Below are 17,725 nucleotides of genomic sequence, written 5' to 3'. Positions count from 1 at the left end.
CCCCTTCCCCTCGGAGTTCCCCCGTCATGCACCCTCCCCAGGATGAGAACCGCCCGCTGACCGCGGCACAGCACGGCATCTGGGTGGGGCAACAGCTCGACCTCCAGAGCCCGGTGTACAACGCGGGCGAGTGCATCGAGTTCCGGGGCGCGGTCGATCCGGTGCGCTTCGAGTCCGCCCTGCGCCGCGCGGTCGCGGACGCGGACGCCCTGCACTCGCGCTTCATCGCGGGCGATGAGGGCCCGGCACAGCGGATCGATCCCGGCACGCACTGGGCGCTCCAGCGCGTGGACCTGAGCGCGGAAGCGGATCCCTGGGCCGCCGCCCAGGAGTGGATGTGGAAGGACCTGGGCCGCACGGTGGACCTCGCGCGAGGGCCGCTGTTCGCGCAGGCCCTGCTCACCGTCGGGCCGGAGCGCTCCTTCTGGTTCCAGCGCATCCACCACATCGCGATGGATGGCTATGGCTTCTCGCTGCTCGCGCGGCGGGTGGCGGAGCTCTACACGGCTGATGCCGCGGGCAAGGTCGCGCCCGCCGGCTTCAGCCGCCTGGGCCCCGTGCTGGACGAGGACCTGGCGTACCGGAGCGGTCCCCAGCTCCAGAAGGACCGCGACTTCTGGGTGGGGCGCTTCGAGGATGCCCCCGTGCCGCCGCTGCTCGCGGACGCGGCGCCCATGTCGTCCCGCTTCCTGCGCCGCTCGGAGCACCTGCGCCCGGAGATGATGGCCGCCCTCCAGGCCGGCGCGAAGCAGGCGGGCGTGAGCTGGTCCGACCTGGTGCTCGCGGTGACGGCCGTCTACCTGCACCAGCGCACGGGCGCGGCGGAGGCGGTGCTGGGCCTGCCGGTGATGGGCCGCCTGGGTTCGGCGTCGCTGCGAGTCCCGTGCATGGCGATGAACATCGTGCCGCTGCGCATCGCCGTGCGGCCGGATGCGGGGCTGTATGCCCTGGCGCGTGACGTGGCGGCGGAGATGAAGGCCGCGCGCCCCCACCTGCGCTACCGCTACGAGCAGCTCCGCCGCGACCTGCGTCTGGTCGGTGGCCAGCGGAAGCTCTTCGGTCCCGTCGTCAACATCATGCCGTTCGACTACGCCCTGGACTTCGCGGGCGTGCCGGGGACCGCTCACAACATCTCCGCCGGTCCGGTGGAGGACCTGTCGTTCGGCTTCCATGCCCGTTCGGGTGGGACAAGCCTGCGCGTGGATCTGGACGCGAACCCCGCCTGCTACACCGAGGCCGCGCTCGCCGAACACCAGCGTGGGTTCCTCCAACTGCTGGAGTCGCTGCTCGCGTCGCCCGAGCAGCCCGTGCGGCGCGCCCCCCAGGGTGCGGGGATGGAGGCTTCGGTCCTCGACGGCGGGCCGGTGCCGCCGGTGCGCCCTGTGTTGGAGCTGTTGAAGGCACAGGCCGAGGCCCGGCCGGAGGCGGTCGCGGTGGAGCACGGCCGCTGGCGGATGACCTACCGCGAGCTGCTTGCGGCCTCCCAGGCCCTGGCGCTGCGGCTCACGGAAGCGGGCGTGCGCGCCGACACCGCGGTGGCCGTGAAGGTCCCCCGGGGCATCGACGCCATCGTGTCCACCCTGGGCGTGCTGTTCGCGGGCGCGGGCTACCTGCCCATCGACCCCACCGGGCCGGCCACGCGCAACGCGGCCATCCTGGAGGACGCACGCCCCGGCGTGATGCTGGTGTCCGAGCGCCCCACGCCCGACGCGGATCCCACGGCGCCTGGAATCCTGATCGTGCAGCGGCTGGAGTCGCAGGCCCCATCCGGGCCCGTGGCTCCGGTGGGAGGGGACGTCCCCGCCGCGTCCGACCCGGAGGCCCGGCTCGCCTATGTCATCTACACGTCGGGCTCCACCGGTCAGCCCAACGGCGTGCAGATCACGCGCGGCGCCCTGGCCCACTTCGTCGCGGGCGCGACGCCGCGCTACGGCGTCGGCCCCGAGGATCGGGTGCTCCAGTTCGCGCCGCTCCACTTCGACGCCAGCGTCGAGGAGATCTTCGTCGCGCTGTGCACGGGCGCGCGGCTGGTGCTGCGCACCGACGAGATGCTCCAGTCGGTGCCACGCCTGATGGACGCGTGCGCCGAGCACGGCATCACCCTGCTCGACCTGCCCACGGCCTTCTGGCACGAGCTGGCCTACAGCCTGTCCACCGGCGCCGCCCGCCTTCCGGAGGCCCTGCGCACGGTCATCATCGGCGGCGAGGCGGCGCTGCCGGAGCGCATCGCTCGCTGGCGGGAGATCGCGGGCGACCGCGTGCGGCTGCTCAACACCTACGGCCCCACCGAAGCCACCGTCGTGGCCACCGTCGCCACGCTCGCGGGGCCGGAGGCCCTGGCCTCCGGTGAGGAGGTCCCCATCGGCCGTCCGCTGCCCGGCGTGGTCGCGGCGGTCATCACCCCGCAGGGCCGGCTGGTGGCCCCCGGCAAGGAGGGCGAGCTGTGCCTGCTGGGCGGCGCGCTCGCGCGGGGCTACCTGGGCCGCCCCCAGTTGGATGCCGCGCGCTTCACCCGGCTGGAGGCGCTGGAGGGAGCGCCCCGGGCCTACCGCACCGGCGACAAGGCGCGCGTGCGGGAGGACGGCCAGCTCGTGTTCGTGGGCCGCGTCGACGACGAGTTCAAGATCAGCGGGCACCGCATCGACCCGGGCGAAGTTGAAACCGTGTTGCTCCTGTATCCCGGTGTCCGCGAGGCCGCCGTCGTGGGACAGGTGTTGCCGGGGGGCTCGCGACGGCTGTGCGCGCACCTGGTGGCCTCGCCCGAGCCCTCGCCCGCGGAGCTGCGCAAGCACCTGCTGACGGCCCTGCCCGCTCCCATGGTGCCCGGCGCCTTCGCCTTCGCGGAGCGGCTGCCCCGCACCAGCACGGGGAAGATCGACCGCAACGCGCTCAAGAACGCGCTGCCCGCGGACGCGAGCGCCGCGCTGCTCGCCACCGCGACCCCCATGGAGCGCACGGTGCTGGAGGTCTGGGAGCAGGTCCTGGGCCGCGCCGCCACTTCGCTCCAGGACGACTTCTTCGAGCTGGGCGGCCAGTCCCTCCAGAGCATCCAGGTGGCCAACCGGCTGGGCATCGCCGTGGGCCGCGACGTGCCCGTGGCCACGGTCTTCCGGCACCCGACCGTGTCGGGGCTCGCGCAGGCGCTCCAGCGCGGCAGCGCCGAGGGCTCGGAGCCCGGCGGCCTCACGCCCGCGATGCTCACGGACGCGGAGCTGGGCGAGGACATCGTCCCCACCACCACCCACGAGGCGTGGGCACACGAGGCGCCGCGACGGGGCACCGGCTTCCGGCAGGTCCTCCTCACGGGCGCCACGGGCTTCGTCGGCGCGCACCTGCTGCATCAGCTCCTGACGCGGACGGACTCGCGCGTCATCTGCCCCGTGCGCGCGAAGGACGAGGCGCAGGCCATGGAGCGGCTGCGCTCCGCGCTGGCGGGCCAGCGGCTGCCCACGGAGGGGATTGAAGCGCGGGTGCTCGCGCTTCCGGCGGACCTGTCCCAACCGCTGCTGGGCCTGGACGCCACGCGCTTCCACGGGCTCGCCGCCGAGTGCGACGCCGTCATCCACAACGCCGCCGTGGTCAGCGTGGTGCGCGAGTACGGCAGCCTCCAGGGCGTCAACGTCCGCGGCACGCGGGAGCTGCTGAAGCTGGCCGCCGCCGTGCGCCCCAAGCCCTTCCACTACGTCTCCACGCTGGCGGTGGCGCCCCAGGCGAACCTGGCTCCGGACGTGCCAGAGGCCTTCGTCCCCGCGCACCCGGGCCTGCGCGACGGCTACCAGCAGAGCAAGTGGATCGCGGAGCGGCTGGTGCAGCAGGCCTGCGAGCGGGGCCTCCCCGCGACGGTGTACCGGCTGGGCCGCGTGGTGGGCGCGCCCGACACCGCGCTCGTCAACACCCAGGACCTCGTGTGGCGCATCGTGCTCGCCGGGCTGCCCGTGCGCGCCCTGCCCCTGCTGGACGTGGGCGAGGTGTGGACGCCCGTGGACTTCGTGGCCCGCGCGATCGTCCAGCTCGCGCGCACGCCTCGGCCGGGCGCGGTCTTCAACGTGACGCCGGCGGCGGAGGTGCGCCTGGCGGAGCTGTTCGGCTGGGTGCGTGACTACGGCTACCCGCTGGACCTGTGTCCCGTCCCCGAGTGGCGCGACCGCGTCGCGAAGGGCTCGGGCGGCCACGACGCCACGCTCGCCTTCTTCGACTTGCGCAGCGGGGACTCCACGCCGGCCTTCGGCCTGGGCCCCATCCGCTGCGAACGGCTGCTGGCCGCGCTGGAGGGCACGGACGTCCGCTGCCCCCCCACCGACCGGAAGCTCCTCCACCGCTATCTCGACTCCTGCGTCGCGCAGGGAATCCTGCCTCCGAAAGAAACGGCGCTCCCGTGACGAACCCTTCCTGGTCCCCTGCCTCCTGGCGCGCGAAGCCTGTCCGCTACATCCCCGACGACTACCCCGACCTCTCCGCCCTCGCGCGCGTGGAGTCCGAGCTCGCCGCCCTGCCGTCGCTGGTGCACGCGGAGGAGACGCGCCGGCTGCGAGAAGCGCTGGGGCAGGTCGCCGAGGGCAAGGCCTTCCTGCTCCAGGGCGGCGACTGCGCGGAGAGCTTCAAGGAGTTCTCCGCCCAGAACGTCCGGGGCACCTTCCAACTGCTGCTCCAGATGGCCGGGGTGCTCACCTTCGCGGGCGGCTGCCCGGTGGTGAAGGTGGGCCGCATCGCGGGCCAGTTCGCCAAGCCGCGCTCCAACGCCACGGAGACCGTGGGCGGCGTCACCCTGCCCAGCTACCGCGGCGACATCATCAACGGCATGGACTTCGACGCCCGCGAGCGCACGCCGGATCCCCAGCGCCTGCTTCGCGCCTACCACCAGTCCGCGGAGACACTCCAACTGGTGCGGGCCTTCGCGCGCGAGGGCTACACGGACCTGACCCGGCTCCTGGGCCACCGGCCGGAATCCGAAGGCGCCGTGCGCCCCGTGGACTTCTTCACCAGCCACGAAGCCCTGCTCCTCAACGTCGAGCAGGCCATGACCCGCGTCGATGAAGCCACGGGCCACTGGTACGACACGTCCGCGCACATGCTCTGGATTGGCGAACGCACCCGCCAGCTGGACGGCGGCCACGTGGAGTTCATGCGGGGCATCCAGAACCCCATCGGCCTCAAGTGCGGCCCCTCGCTGGAGCCCGAGGACCTGGTGCGCCTCATCGACACGCTCAACCCCCAGGGCATCCCGGGCAAGCTCACGCTCATCGGGCGCTTCGGCTCGGATCAGGTCGCCGCGCGCCTGCCCCGGCTGATGGCCGCCACCCAGCGCCACGGCAGCCCCGTGGTGTGGTCCATCGACCCGATGCACGGCAACACGCACAAGGCGAACAACGGCTACAAGACGCGCTCGCTGGAGCGGATCCTCGCGGAGGTGATGGGCTTCCTCCAGGTCGCCGCCGCCGAAGGCGTCCACCCCGGCGGACTCCACCTGGAGATGACCGGCCAGGACGTCACCGAGTGCCTGGGCGGCCCGCTGGACGTGTCCGAGGACGACCTCTCCGACCGCTACCACACGCACTGCGATCCACGCCTCAACGCGGACCAGTCTCTCCAGCTCGCGTTCCGCGTCGCGGACGGGCTGCACACCGTGCGCGCACCCCAGGACCGCGCAGCCTGATTTTCCATGGAGCCTTGACAGTTCCGAACTCAAGCGGGTAAACGTCGCGGCGCTGAAAATGAGAACCATTCTCATAATCATAAGAGCGACGACGCGGCGATGGCTTCCGGGCATGGGCGTGGCCCTGCTGTCCCTCCCGTGCGCCAGTGGACTCGCGCACGCGGGAGGACTCCAGGAGGAGGCCGCCCCCGAGCCGCCTCCGGCGCGAACGGCCGAGCCCGGCGCCCAGGATGCGGCGCAGCCGACCCCGGCGCCCGCGGCTCCGGTCATCGAGCTTCCGCGGCTGCTCCGCTCCGTGGAGGCGCCCTACCCGCCCGAAGCGGCGCGCGAGAAGCTGGAGGCGAATGTCCGGCTGCGGCTGCGGCTGGACGCGCAGGGGCAAGTGACCCAGGCGGAGGTGATGGAGCCCGTCGGCCACGGCTTCGACGAGGCCGCGCGCACCGCGGCGCTCCAGTTCCGCTTCGAGCCCGCGAAGCGCAACGGCGTCGCGGCCCCCGCCCGCGTCACCTACACCTACGTGTTCCAGCTGGCCGCGCCCGTGGAGCCGGCACCGCCGCCGGCCCCTCGCATCACGATGACGGCGGCGAAGTCCCACGCGCCCGACACGGCCCCGGAGGAGTACGAGGAGACCGTCGAAGTCACCGGCGTGGGCGAGACGCAGGCCGAGCGCCGCCGCAAGTCCGCGGAGGCGGTGCAGGTCGTCGAGCTGGAGCAGGCCAGCATGGAGACCGCCGACCTGGGCACCGCGCTGGCGCGCACGGAAGGCGTGGACGTGCGGCGGGCCGGGGGACTTGGCAGCGGAGCACGCGTTTCGGTGGCGGGCCTTTCGGATGATCAGGTGCGCTTCTTCATCGACGGCGTTCCGCTGGAGCTGGCGGGCTACGGGCCCGCGATCGCCAGCGTGCCGGTGAACCTGGTGCAGCGGATGGAGATCTTCCAGGGCGTGGTGCCCATCCGCTTCGGCGCGGACGCGCTGGGCGGCGCGGTGGAGCTCGTCACCGACCAGGACGTGCGCGGCACGGGCGTGACGGGCTCGTATGAGCTGGGCTCTTTCGACACGCACCGCTTCACCACGAGCGTCCGCCACCTCCAGGAGTCCACCGGCCTGCTGGTGCGCGCGCACGGCTTCTACGACGACGCGCGCAACAACTACCCCATCCAGGTGGAGGTGCCCAACGACCTGGGCAAGCTCGCGCCCGTGGAGGTGCGCCGCTTCCATGACGGCTACCGCGCCGGAGGCGCGAGCGTGGAGGCCGGCTACGTGGACCGGCCCTGGGCGCGGCGCCTGCTGGTGCGCGCCTTCCTCAACGCCGCCGGCCGGGAGATCCAGAACGACGTCGCCATGGAGTCCGCCTATGGCGACGTGACGACCGCGGAGGGCACCGCGGGCGCCACGCTGCGCTACGCGCAGACCTTCGACCCGGGCCTCACCGTGGACGCGGTGGGCGGCTACACGTTCCGCCGCAACCGCTTCCTGGACCTGGGCACCTGCGCGTACGACTGGTACGGCCGCTGCGTCGTCACCCTGCCCCAGCCGGGTGAGATCGAATCGCGAGCGGTGGAGCGCTACGTCAACCAGCACACCGCCTTCGCGCGCCTCAACGCCGCCTGGGTGCCCGTGCCCGGCGGAGCGCACACGGTGCGGCTGGCGGTGGCCCCCACCTTCGTCCAGCGCTCGGGCGAGGACCGCCAGCTCCAGGCGCGCGGCGAGGCGGATCCGCTGTCCGTGGGCCGGGGCGTGACGTCCCTGGTGACGGGCCTGGAGTACCAGCACGACGCCTTCGACGGCCGGCTCCAGAACATCGTCTTCGCCAAGGACTACCTCCAGGACACCCGCGCGAAGAAGCTGCTGGCCAGCAACGAGTTCATGAACCTGGGCCGCACCGCGCACGAGTTCGGCGTGGGCGACAGCCTGCGCTACCGGCTGTCCACCTCGCTCATCGCCAAGGCCTCCTATGAGTGGGCCACGCGGCTGCCGCGCCCGGACGAGCTCTTTGGCGACGGGCTGCTCATTGGCGACAACCTGGAGCTGCGGCCCGAGGTCAGCCACAACTTCAACCTGGGGCTGAGCTACGCGTCAGCGCCCAGCAGCCGCGGGGGCGGCTTCCGCGCCAGCGCTGGCGGCTTCGCGCGCCTGGCCGATCAGCTGATCGTCCTCATCGGGCGGGAGAGCTACTTCCTCTACCAGAACGTGTACGCGGCCCGCGCGCTGGGCGCCCTCGGGAGCGTGGGGTGGACGTCGCCCGGTCAGTACCTGGCCCTGGACGGCAACGCCACCTGGCAGGACGTTCGCAATGTCTCCACCGAGGGCAACTTCGGCGCGTTCGACGGACAGCGCATCCCCAACCGCCCCTACCTGCTCGGCAACGGCAGCGCGCAGGGGCGCGTGGGCGACCTCCTGCGCGACCACGACGAGCTGCTGGTGACGTGGCGCTCCCGCTATGTGCACGGCTTCTTCCGGTCGTGGGAGGGCCTGGGGGCGCAGGTGACGAAGTCGCGCATCCCCTCGCAGCTCACCCACTCGCTCGCGGTCACCTACGTGGTGCGCGACATGACGACGCGGCTGAGCTGGACGCTGGACCTGCAGAACCTCACCGACTCCCGGACCTACGACTTCTACGGCGTCCAACGCCCCGGCCGCAGCCTCGCCGCCAAGTTCACGCTGGAGCGCTGAGCACCGCGCCTCCGGCACTCCGCACGCAGCACCCGCAAACCCCCATCGAAAGGGATCTCCTTGAAGCTGTCACCCTCCTTCCGCACCCCGGGCCGCGTCCTCGCGGCACTCGCCTTCTCCTTCGTCGCGGCCTGCAGCGACAACACGGATCCGGACAACAACAACCCGGACGCCGGCCCCGTCACCAAGACGCCGCTGTACGCGTTCGTGGCGCAGGTGAGCACCGACACGGAGTCCCAGAGCTACATCATCCTCACGGACAAGGTGGACCAGACCGCGCCGCTGTCCCTGGCGAACGCCACGGAGATCAACGGCCGCGCGCTGGGCTCCGGCATCTCCAAGTCGGGCTCGCTCTTCGTGTCCAGCAGCGCGAACGCCACCGTCACCCGCTACAACGTGACGAACGACAACAAGCTGGAGAAGGCGGGCGAGGTCAGCTTCGCGGGCAAGGGCCTCACCACGATTGGCGAGTACCAGAACCAGTTCCAGTTCGTGTCGGAGACGAAGGCCTACTACTTCGACGGCCGGACGGCGCAGCTGATCATCTGGAACCCGAAGGACATGACGCTGACGAACAGCGTCGCGCTGCCGGACATGGCCATCAACGGCGCGATCCTCACGTTCGCGTCCAACCCCCTGCGCGTGGGCAACAAGGTGCTGATGCCGCTGGGCTGGCGTCCGTCCGCGGGCATCGGCATCACGAAGCAGGCGGGCATCATCGTGGTGGACACCACGAATGACAGCGCCGTGGTCGTCCGCGACGACCGCTGCGGCTACGTGCGCGACGGCATCGTGGGCACCGACGGCCAGGTGTACCTGGCGACGGAGGCGTACGGCGCCGCGGTGAAGCGCGTGTCCGGCAGCAACCCGGACGTGCCCACCCCCTGCCTCCTGAAGTTCGACCCGGCGACGGGCAAGTACGACGCCACCTTCTTCAAGGAGCTGGGCTCGCTGACGAACGACGGCGCCACGGGCTCGCTGCTCGCGGGCCCCAACGGCACCGGCTACCTGCGCGTGCTGGATGAGTCGGTCTACACGGTGGCGGAGGGCACGCACCCGCGCGTCATCGCGAGCGCCGTGGCGTGGAAGTGGTGGAAGCTGGACCCGGCCTCCGGCGCCAAGGCGACGCTGGTGGACACGCTGCCGGCCAGCACGGGCAGCTCCTTCCTCTTCCAGGCGGATGACCGCACCCTGTTCACCGAGTTCACCAACGGCGGCAGCAACACCAACTTCCGCGAGCTGACCGACCTGAGCGGCAAGCTGGTGGCGACGCACGAGGGCCTGTCCTTCTCGTTCCTCCAGCTGCGCTAGCCCCTGTCGTCGGCGGTACTTCGGCCCCCGCGGCCCGGGACGGAAGCCTCCGTCTCCGGTCCTCGGGGGCCTTTTTCATGCGCCAGGGCTCAGGTGCACATCAGCCACGAGCACTTGTTCGACTGGCACTCGCGGCCGGAGGAGCACAGGGCGCCCTTGGCCCGCTTGGTCACGCACTTGCCCGCGTTGGTGCCCCAGCCGCAGAACTGGGTCGCGGCGCAGTGGGCGTCCGTGGAGCAGGTGCAGACGCCGGGCACGTCGCCGCAGTTGTCCAGCGCGCTGCAGTCGCCGCTCTTGCACTCCTGGTCGAAGCGGCAGGTCTCGGAGACCGCCTTGGTGCTGGGAGCGTAGGCCTTGCCGCAGATCTTCGGGTACTGGGCCTCGCGGGTGGCCTTGGGCACGTAGGCCGCGACGCCGCCGGTGTCGATGTCGGTGGCCGCGTCCGCCATGCCGGTGCGCGTGCTGTTGGCGCGCTCCCACATCCGGATGAAGTTCTCCGCGGAGCCCTCCAGGCCGCTGGTGTTGACGCCCAGCTGCTTCAGGTCCTTCACCACGTCCGGGAGCAGGCCCACGTGGGCCAGGCCGTAGATGTCGAAGTCGGTGCCCAGGCGCGGCGGGCCGGAGACGTTCTGCTGCTCCCGCTGCGTGTCGGCCTCCGCGCGGAAGCCCGCAGAACACGCGCCGAAGTCGCCGAAGCGCGGGCGCGTCTGCTGGATGAAGCCATTGAGGTCCGCGCCAAAGCCCATGTTGACCTTCAGACCCTGGCGGCCGAACTCGTACGCCTGCGCGAGCGAGCGCGTGGAGCCCTGGCAGGTGTTGGCGACGGGCGTGCGGGTGTAGTCGCGCGTCTCGTCATGCGCGGTGCGCAGGCCGAACATGCCGCCCGTCTGGCGCACGTAGCGCACCACCCACGAGGGCGTCGTCTTCTCGTTGGCGGCGAGGTCCGGGTTCATCACCTCGCGGAAGTGGCCGTGGGAGATGAACAGCGGGTAGTAGGTTTTCGCCTGGGACAGGGCATACGTGTCCTGGATGCTCTTCTCGGACATGTGGGCCATGTCGACGAGCATCCCCTTGCCCATCATCTCCTGCACCAGCGCCTTGCCATCCGCGGTGAGGCCCTTGGTGTTGCGGCAGTTGGCATCCACGTCGAAGCCGAGCGTGAAGCCCGGGCCGGTGATGCCGCAGTCCGTGTCGATGTGGCAGTTCTCCAGGAACTGGGCGACCTGGAAGATGGCGTTGTGCGGCGCGGCGCCGCCGAAGCGGTTGTCCAGCTGGTGCACGGGCTGGAGCGAGCGAACGCCCAGCGAATAGACGCGGTTCAGCTCCGCGCGCCAGTCCTTGGTCCCGAACAGCTTGCTGGACTCGATGGAGAGCACCATCGCGAGCTTGCCCGCGGCGATGATCTGCCGGGCGTGCGCGGGCGACAGGGCGATCTCCGCCCAGTCCGTGCGCGCATCGAAGTCGCGAGCCATCTGGAGCTGGACGTCCACGTCCATCATCTCGTCACAAGGCCGCTTGAGGTTCTGGTACGGCAGGGCCTTGCAGAGGAACTCGTTGCTGACAAGCGACACCATCACCAGGGACATGCCGCCCTGCTTCGCCTGCTTGAGCCACCCCTCCCACGCCTGCTGGTGGGCGATGGTGTCCCAGCGCGGCCACTGCGTGGGCGTCTCCATGCGGCCCAGGTGCAGGCCCGTGTCGCCCTGCGTGCCCTCGACCTGACCAATCACCTCCGAGGCCACCGCGCCGCCCACGCCGAAGACGTCCGACAGGATGGGCACGCCGCCCAGGTTCACGCTGCCGGCGTTGGGACAGATGTTGAGCATGTCGCGCAGGTCCATGCGGACGCGCGCGTGGTCGCTCTCCGGCATGCCGCCATCACAGGTCGTCAGCGTGCCGGTGTGGCTGCCATGGAACCAGCCGCCGGCGAAGGCCTCCTCGGCGAACATGTGGTGGTGCATCTCCGCGAAGCCGCCCACCGCGAGCGGCTGGGCGACCTCCTCGGGCGCGGCCGGTGGCGAGGGAGGCTCGTCGGCGACGGGCCCACAGGCCAGCGCCGAGGCGGCGAGCAACGGGGACAACCAGCGACGGGAACGGGAACGACGCGACATGGGGTGCACCTTTCCGGGGTGGAGATGCACCCGGCGTATCAGCACCCGTTCCGGGTAATCAAATCTCACCGCCTAAGCGTGATGGCGCATGGCTTTGACGCGTCGCATGAAAAATCGCGTCCCCCGGTGCCTTCACTCGTCGAAGCAAGGGCCGCTCTGACGGACCTCGACGGTGGACCACTCCGCCGCGGGGCACTGGCTGGCGAGCTCGAGCGCCTCCTCGCGCGTCTTCACGTCCACCAGGAAGAAGCCCCCGATGATCTCCTTGGACTCCGTGAACGGGCCGTCGCTGAAGCTCAGCTTGCCCTCCCGCCGCTCCACCCGGACGCCCTCCATGTCCGAGCGCAGGGAATCAGCGGCCTGGAGGATGCCCCGCGCCTGGAGGCCCGCGCCGAAGCCCCGCATCCGCTCCATGCGCTCCGCGGCGACGCGCTTCTCGTCCACCGTCCGGGGCTTCCCGCCCACCGTCTGCATCACCACCAGCATGTATGACATTCCAGGCTCCTTCCGAGGCACCGCGCAGGGCGGGGCCTCCAACGTGGAGGCTGTCTCAGCACGCCCACCGGGGCGGATGGAAATGACAGCGCGTGAAGTCGTCGCCCTTTGAGCGCCCGCTCAGCGCCCCACCGCGATGGCAGGGGACGCCGCCTCCACCGGAGCGGCCATGGCGGGAGAGGCCCAGAGCTGATCAGGGGGCTCTCCGAACGTATCCGGCACCGCGTGGACGGCGTAGACGCATTCGTGGACGTTGTCGCTCAGCGCGCAGAGCAGCTCGCTGCGCTCCGTGCCGAGGTCCAGCTCGTAGAGCGCGGCGGGACATTGGCTCCCCACGATGAAGCGCTGACCGTCCAGCGGCGCGAGGCCCCGCGCGAAGGCCGGCTTGCCGGGCACCGACACCTGACGCCGCCAGCTCCCATCCACGGCCTGCCGCACCAGCTGCGAGGAGTGGGTGTCGTTGAAGACGAGCGAGTCCTCGTGCCAGAGCAGGTTGTGGTTGGGGATCTTGACGCCCTCCTTGCGCGTGACGATGCGAGCGGGCCCCTCGTCCGGTAGCAGCACGCCCAGCCATGTCGACGATGAATAGCGGGCGCCCAGAAAGCGCATCGCGAACATGCGCGAGGGCCGGGCCATCGGCGTGTCGATGCCCATGCCTTGGAGGAGTCGTCCCGGCAGGCCCAGCATGCTCTGGAACCTGCGCGTCGCGGCCGAGGCGACGAAGCCGAAGGACAGCAACAACCCTTCCGGCGCGCGCGCCACGCCGTTGATGTGCACGAAGTCGTAGAGCGCCGGGAGCTGGCGGGGATCGCGGTAGTCCACCTCCGCGGCCTCCCCCGCCCAGGCCCCCAACCCCAGCGCCTCCGCCAACACCGGATCCTTCCGCCAGCTCCAGGAGCGCAGGAGCTTTCCATCCCAGCCGATCTTGAGCAGCGCGTCCGATGCCGTCGCCGTGACCCAGACCCCATCCGGCTCCACCAGGATGTCGTGGACCTCCCCGAAGAGCGGATGCGTCAACTCCCCCACCTGATTCCACTGCCGGTCGAACACGTACAGCCGGTCCGTCATCGCGATGACCAGCCGCTCCTCCGTACTGCCGATGCCTCGCCCCCCGCGGAGCCCGCCTCGGGGGTTGAGATCGAACTGGCGGAAGCGGCTCTCCTGGATGGGCCACGTCTTCAGCACGCGGCGCTGCCCCGTGCTCACCCACCGGACAAAGCCACTGCTTTCGCCCGTACCGGAGATACGAACGATGGAGGTCACCAACAAGCGGGTGTCGTTCATGGAGTCAGAACCATGTTTTGAAGCATTAGAGGTTTTCCCACCAACACACGGATTCCTTTACCATTGGGTCCGAGTGGGGCCCAACGCCCGCCAGTGGAAAGGAAGGTCGAAGTGAATCCAGGAGTGGAGATCGCCTCGAAGGTTTCATCGCTTGCTTCGCGGGTGCAGGAGCTGATGAAGGCACCGGGTCCCGACGCGAACGCGGCGGTGGTGACCTGGCTGAGGGACGTGGAGTCGGCGTGGGCACTGGTGAAGGACGGTTCGGTGGCGCAGCTGGGCCCGCATGCGACGTCCGCGGACAACCTGCGGCTGGCGGCCCGCGTCGCGGTGGAGCGGCTGCTTCAGATGCCCTGGGTGTCGGGTGAGACGAAGACCGCGCTCAGCGGCTACCTGGAGCGCCACCCGGCGGCCCGGCAGGTGGGGCGCTACCAGTTCTCCTCCGACTGGATGTCGAAGTGCGAGGACGACTGGCGCAAGGCGCTGGCGCCGCTGGCCGGGAAGCACGACGTGCGCGCGCTGGAGATCGGCAGCTACGAGGGCCGGTCGGCCATCTGGCTGCTGGAGAACGTGCTGACGGACGCGTCCAGCCGCATCACCTGCGTGGACCTGTTCGAAGGGGAGTACGCCCAGCGCTTCGACGCGAACATCGCCGCCAGCGGCGCGCAGGCCCGCGTGGAGAAGTTGAAGGGAGCGTCCTCGGTGGTGCTGCGCCGGCTGGCTCCCGAGCCCGCGTACGACCTCATCTACGTGGACGGTTCGCATCAGGCCTACGACACGTTGGAGGATGCGGTGCTGAGCTGGCGCCTGCTGCGGCCGGGCGGCTGGATGATCTTCGACGACTACGGCATGGCCACCGCGCAGCTCACGCCGCACACGCGCATCGCGCGTCCGGACATCGGCATCGACGCGTTCCTGAGCGCCGCCGCGGACCACCTGGAGGTGGTGCTCAAGGGCTTCCAGGTCATCGTCCGCAAGAACCCGGCCTGAGCCGGCCACGGCCCGGGGCATGGCGCGGTCGCGGCCATGCCCCGAGTGCCCTGGGCTACAGCTGGGCCGAATAGCCCTCGGGCCGCAGCGTGAGCACGCCCCGGGAGAACAGGCCCTGGAGCAGGTCCTGATCCGCCTCCCCCATGTCGCGGAGCACGTCGCCCATGGGGCGATCCACGGCCGCCTTCAGGAGGGCCAGCTCCCGCGGCTCCAGGGTCAGGCGCTCGAAGTCGCTGACCACGCGGCCCGTGTCCTCGTCCACCTTGCGGACCATGGGGCTCTGCTTCACGTGAAGTGACTCGAAGGGGCGGGGCTCCGGCTTGGGGGCGTCCAGCCGCGCCAGGCACTCGCGCCAGGTGCGCGTGAAGCTGTCGCGGTCGAAGTGGCGCGTGATGAACTCGCGGCCCCGGGCGCACTCCTGGGTGACGCGGTCGCGCGAGCGGACGTCCTCCAGGATGGCGTTCGCGACCTCCTGGAACGAGAACGGATCCCCGAAGGCCATGTCCACGTTGTCGAAGACGCGGACACCGTGGCCGGGCGGCAGGCCGAAGCGGTTGTTGCCAATGCCGTTCGTGTAGACGGGGCAGCCCTGGTAGACGGACTCCATCGGATAGAAGCCAAACGGCTCCGGGTAGACGTTGAACGAGAGTCCGAACTTCGTGAGCTCGAACAGCCGGAAGAGCGCGGCCTGATTGAGGAAGCGCACCGGGATGAGCAGGTCCGCGAGGGTGAAGCCCATCGCATCCAGCATGGACCGGGCGGCGCTCACGTCGAACGGGAAGCCGTGCGTATAGGAGTAGTCGATGAGGGCGAAGTCCTCCGCATCGACGATGAGCCGGTAGCGCGGCCCGTTCGCCTCCCGCGACTGCAGGTTGAGGTGCACGAGGATGTTGAGGACGGCGTACCAGTCCGGCTTGCGCGGTTGCAGGGCATGGCCCAGCACGTCGCCCGCGTCCAGGGCCTGCTGGACCCGCTCGGGGATCTGCGCCCCCTGCATGCGGGAGTCGCCGGTGGCGCTGGCGACGCAGGGCAGGCCCGCGTGGAAGTCCACCACCTTGTCGAAGCCCGAGGGATCCAGGCAGGTGCGGCGGCGCACGTCGGGCATCGTCAGCAGGCTGATGAGCACCTCCCGCATGTAGCCGGAGTAGGCGCAGTACAGGTCCACGGCGGGGTTGCCCAGCCAGAGGGACTGTCCGCCCACGAGGCCGTGGAAGATGACGGCGGAGCGGCGGGCGATGGCGGGCCCCGGGGGATGAATCCACAGGCCGTGGTCACAGAAGATGGCGAGGTCCGCGGGGGGCTCGGCCTGGATGCGGCGCAGCCGATCCGCGGTCGCCACCGGCATGGGCGTGTCCGGGCCGCCGGGGCGGTGCTTGAAGTGGGCATTCACCTCGTGGCCCTGCTGCCGCAAATCCTCCTGGATGAGGCCGTTGATGACACCCGAAGCGGTGCGGAAGGGTTCGGACTCCACGAAAAGTTTGACCCGCTGCTGCGTCATGGCTGGTTCCTCGAGGTGGGATGGGAGAAGGCGTCACGGAAGGATTCCAACACCTGCCGCCATTCCTGGAGGAGCGCGGCGGCGGTGTCGGGGCGGAACAGCTCGACCTTGTATTCGAGCGTGGCGATGAGACCCTGGGGCGCGTCGGAGACGCCCAGCTTCAGGTCATAGAGCGTCCAGCCGCGCGTGCGCATCAGCGGGCGGACCGCGAGGCCGGGCACCTGGGGAGAGTTGCCTTCCCGGTCTGAGAAGGTGAAGCCGATGCGGCACAGCTCGGGCAGCAGCCGGACCAGCTCCGTGTGGGGCAAGCCCTGGTGCGCGAACGCCTCAAGGTAGGCCGTGCGGACGCGGGCCAGGGCCTCGCGTGGCGTGAGCCCCTGCTCCATCTGGGAGCGGATGACGAGGTAGCCGGCGAACATGCCGATCAACGGCTCCAACTCCGGGCGCGGCCGCTGGGCATGCGCGAAGCCCACGCGGATGTCGTCCTGGCCCGACCGGCGCGCCAGCAGCACCTGGAACGCGGACAGGAGCAACATGAACAGCGTCACGCCCTCCGCGCGGCAGAGCTGCCGCAGGTCGGCGACGAGCTCCGGAGGCAGGACGAGGTCGAGGCTCGCGCCGCGCAGGGACTCGCGCTCCGGGCGCGGGAAGTCCAGGGGCAGCTGCACGTCCTGGGGCGACCCCGACAGCCTCTCCGCCCAGTACGCGCGCAGCCGCTCCAGCGCTCCGTCCTTCAGCCACGCGTGCTGCCAGCGGGTGAAGTCCTGGTATTGGATCGGCAGCTCCGGAAGGGGCGACGCGCGCCCCTCGCGGAAGGTGGCGTAGAGCACGGCGAGCTCGCCCGCGAAGACGGAGAAGGAGACGAAGTCCGTCACCGCGTGGTGCATGTTGACCAGCAGCACGTGCCGTTCCGCGGTGAGCCGGTACAGGTGACAGCGCAAGAGCGGCCCGTGCTCCAGGTCGAAGGGAAGGTCCATCTGCGCCCGCGCGCGGCGCAGGGCTTCGGCCTCCCGCTCCGCTTCCGGTAGCGAGTCCAGCGCCTCCACTTCGAACGGAACCGGCCCGGGAGGAACGATGTGCTGCCACGGCCGCCCATCCACCGTGGCGAACGTCGTGCGCAGGCTCTCGTGGCGGCGGACGATCTCCTCGACGCCTTGCTTCAGGGCCGCCACATCCAACATGCCCCCCAGACCGAGCACGACCGGGGATGCATTGTGCGCGCTCTCGGCGCCGCCCTGCTCCGGCGACCAGTAGACCTCCTGGCTGAATGACAGCGGGAGGCGATCAACAGGAGGCGTCCGCACGACGGGCGGGAGCGGCTTCACCGCGTCCGCCTTGCCGGGCGTCTGAAGCAACTCCGCCAATGCGACCACCGTGGGACGCTCGAAGAGATCCGCGAGCGCCAGCTCCCGGCCGAAGAGCGCACCCAGGCGTGTCACGACCTGTGTGGCGATGAGGGAGTGGCCGCCCAGGTCGAAGAAGTTGTCGTGCAGCCCGACGCGCTCCACCTTCAGCAGCTCCGCCCACTGCTCCGCGATGAGCTGCTCCACCGGCGTTCGCGGCGCCGCGAAGGCGCTCGTGCGCGGTGTGGCTTCGGCGCTCAGCGCGGGCAGCTTCGCCCGGTCCACCTTCCCGCTCGGCGTCAGCGGCAGCGCCTCCAGCTTCCCGTACGCCACCGGCACCATGTGCTCCGGCACCCGCTCCCTCATCCA

At 70.7% G+C, this 17,725-nt stretch carries 10 protein-coding genes; 5 read left to right on the top strand and 5 right to left on the bottom strand.

Features of this window, described 5'->3' with window-relative positions; translation table 11 throughout:
* Positions 1-26 precede the first annotated feature (26 nt).
* The 4 genes from mxcG (at position 27) to FOF48_RS20605 (ending at position 9,638) form a co-directional block, all read left to right on the top strand.
* Positions 27-4,379, top strand: a complete 4,353-nt coding sequence (gene mxcG, locus FOF48_RS20620) for a myxochelin non-ribosomal peptide synthetase MxcG (RefSeq protein WP_143904316.1) — start codon at positions 27-29, stop codon at positions 4,377-4,379.
* Positions 4,376-5,653, top strand: coding sequence for a 3-deoxy-7-phosphoheptulonate synthase class II (locus FOF48_RS20615; protein WP_143904315.1), 1,278 nt, complete (start codon positions 4,376-4,378; stop codon positions 5,651-5,653). The genes mxcG and FOF48_RS20615 overlap by 4 nt, the downstream gene beginning before the upstream one ends.
* A 112-nt stretch (positions 5,654-5,765) precedes the next feature.
* Complete coding sequence (mxcH, locus tag FOF48_RS20610) at positions 5,766-8,327, top strand: TonB-dependent siderophore myxochelin receptor MxcH (RefSeq protein ID WP_255442456.1); 2,562 nt, start codon at positions 5,766-5,768, stop codon at positions 8,325-8,327.
* A 60-nt stretch (positions 8,328-8,387) separates the two neighbouring features.
* The gene (locus FOF48_RS20605) at positions 8,388-9,638 is read left to right on the top strand and encodes a hypothetical protein (RefSeq protein ID WP_143904311.1); all 1,251 of its coding nucleotides are present in this window, start codon (positions 8,388-8,390) and stop codon (positions 9,636-9,638) included.
* Between the two features lie 89 nt (positions 9,639-9,727).
* Here FOF48_RS20605 and FOF48_RS20600 read toward each other — a convergent pair whose 3' ends face one another.
* The 3 genes from FOF48_RS20600 to FOF48_RS20590 form a co-directional block, all read right to left on the bottom strand.
* Positions 9,728-11,749 carry a membrane dipeptidase gene (locus FOF48_RS20600; protein ID WP_143904309.1) on the bottom strand — a complete coding sequence of 674 codons (2,022 nt, stop codon included), beginning with the start codon at positions 11,747-11,749 and terminating at the stop codon, positions 9,728-9,730.
* 132 nt (positions 11,750-11,881) lie between these two features.
* Positions 11,882-12,244, bottom strand: a complete 363-nt coding sequence (locus tag FOF48_RS20595) for a YciI family protein (RefSeq protein ID WP_143904307.1) — start codon at positions 12,242-12,244, stop codon at positions 11,882-11,884.
* 120 nt (positions 12,245-12,364) lie between these two features.
* Positions 12,365-13,528 carry a hypothetical protein gene (locus FOF48_RS20590; RefSeq protein WP_143904305.1) on the bottom strand — a complete coding sequence of 388 codons (1,164 nt, stop codon included), beginning with the start codon at positions 13,526-13,528 and terminating at the stop codon, positions 12,365-12,367.
* A 111-nt stretch (positions 13,529-13,639) separates the two neighbouring features.
* Here FOF48_RS20590 and FOF48_RS20585 point away from each other — a divergent pair, with 111 nt between their 5' ends.
* On the top strand, positions 13,640-14,515 hold the full coding sequence (locus FOF48_RS20585) for a class I SAM-dependent methyltransferase (protein ID WP_255442453.1): 876 nt from the start codon (positions 13,640-13,642) through the stop codon (positions 14,513-14,515).
* A 55-nt stretch (positions 14,516-14,570) separates the two neighbouring features.
* Here the strand turns inward: FOF48_RS20585 and FOF48_RS20580 are convergent, their stop codons facing one another.
* Complete coding sequence (locus FOF48_RS20580; RefSeq protein ID WP_143904303.1) at positions 14,571-16,013, bottom strand: glycosyltransferase; 1,443 nt, start codon at positions 16,011-16,013, stop codon at positions 14,571-14,573.
* Positions 16,010-17,725 (bottom strand): condensation domain-containing protein (locus FOF48_RS20575; RefSeq protein WP_255442452.1); only part of this gene is annotated, 1,716 nt, incomplete at its 5' end. The genes FOF48_RS20575 and FOF48_RS20580, both read right to left, overlap by 4 nt.

It is taken from the genome of Corallococcus sp. Z5C101001 (assembly GCF_007352635.1).
Taxonomy (GTDB): Bacteria; Myxococcota; Myxococcia; order Myxococcales; family Myxococcaceae; genus Corallococcus; species Corallococcus silvisoli.
Note: the sequence above shows the minus strand (reverse complement) of the source record. Positions and strands in the feature narration are given on the sequence as shown.

Coding starts and splice junctions, on each gene's coding strand:
- FOF48_RS20595 (WP_143904307.1), bottom strand. CDS start 12,244: ATGTCATACATGCTGGTGGTGATGCAGACGGTGGGCGGGAAGCCCCGG.
- mxcH (WP_255442456.1), top strand. CDS start 5,766: ATGGGCGTGGCCCTGCTGTCCCTCCCGTGCGCCAGTGGACTCGCGCAC.
- FOF48_RS20580 (WP_143904303.1), bottom strand. CDS start 16,013: ATGACGCAGCAGCGGGTCAAACTTTTCGTGGAGTCCGAACCCTTCCGC.
- mxcG (WP_143904316.1), top strand. CDS start 27: ATGCACCCTCCCCAGGATGAGAACCGCCCGCTGACCGCGGCACAGCAC.
- FOF48_RS20590 (WP_143904305.1), bottom strand. CDS start 13,528: ATGAACGACACCCGCTTGTTGGTGACCTCCATCGTTCGTATCTCCGGT.
- FOF48_RS20600 (WP_143904309.1), bottom strand. CDS start 11,749: ATGTCGCGTCGTTCCCGTTCCCGTCGCTGGTTGTCCCCGTTGCTCGCC.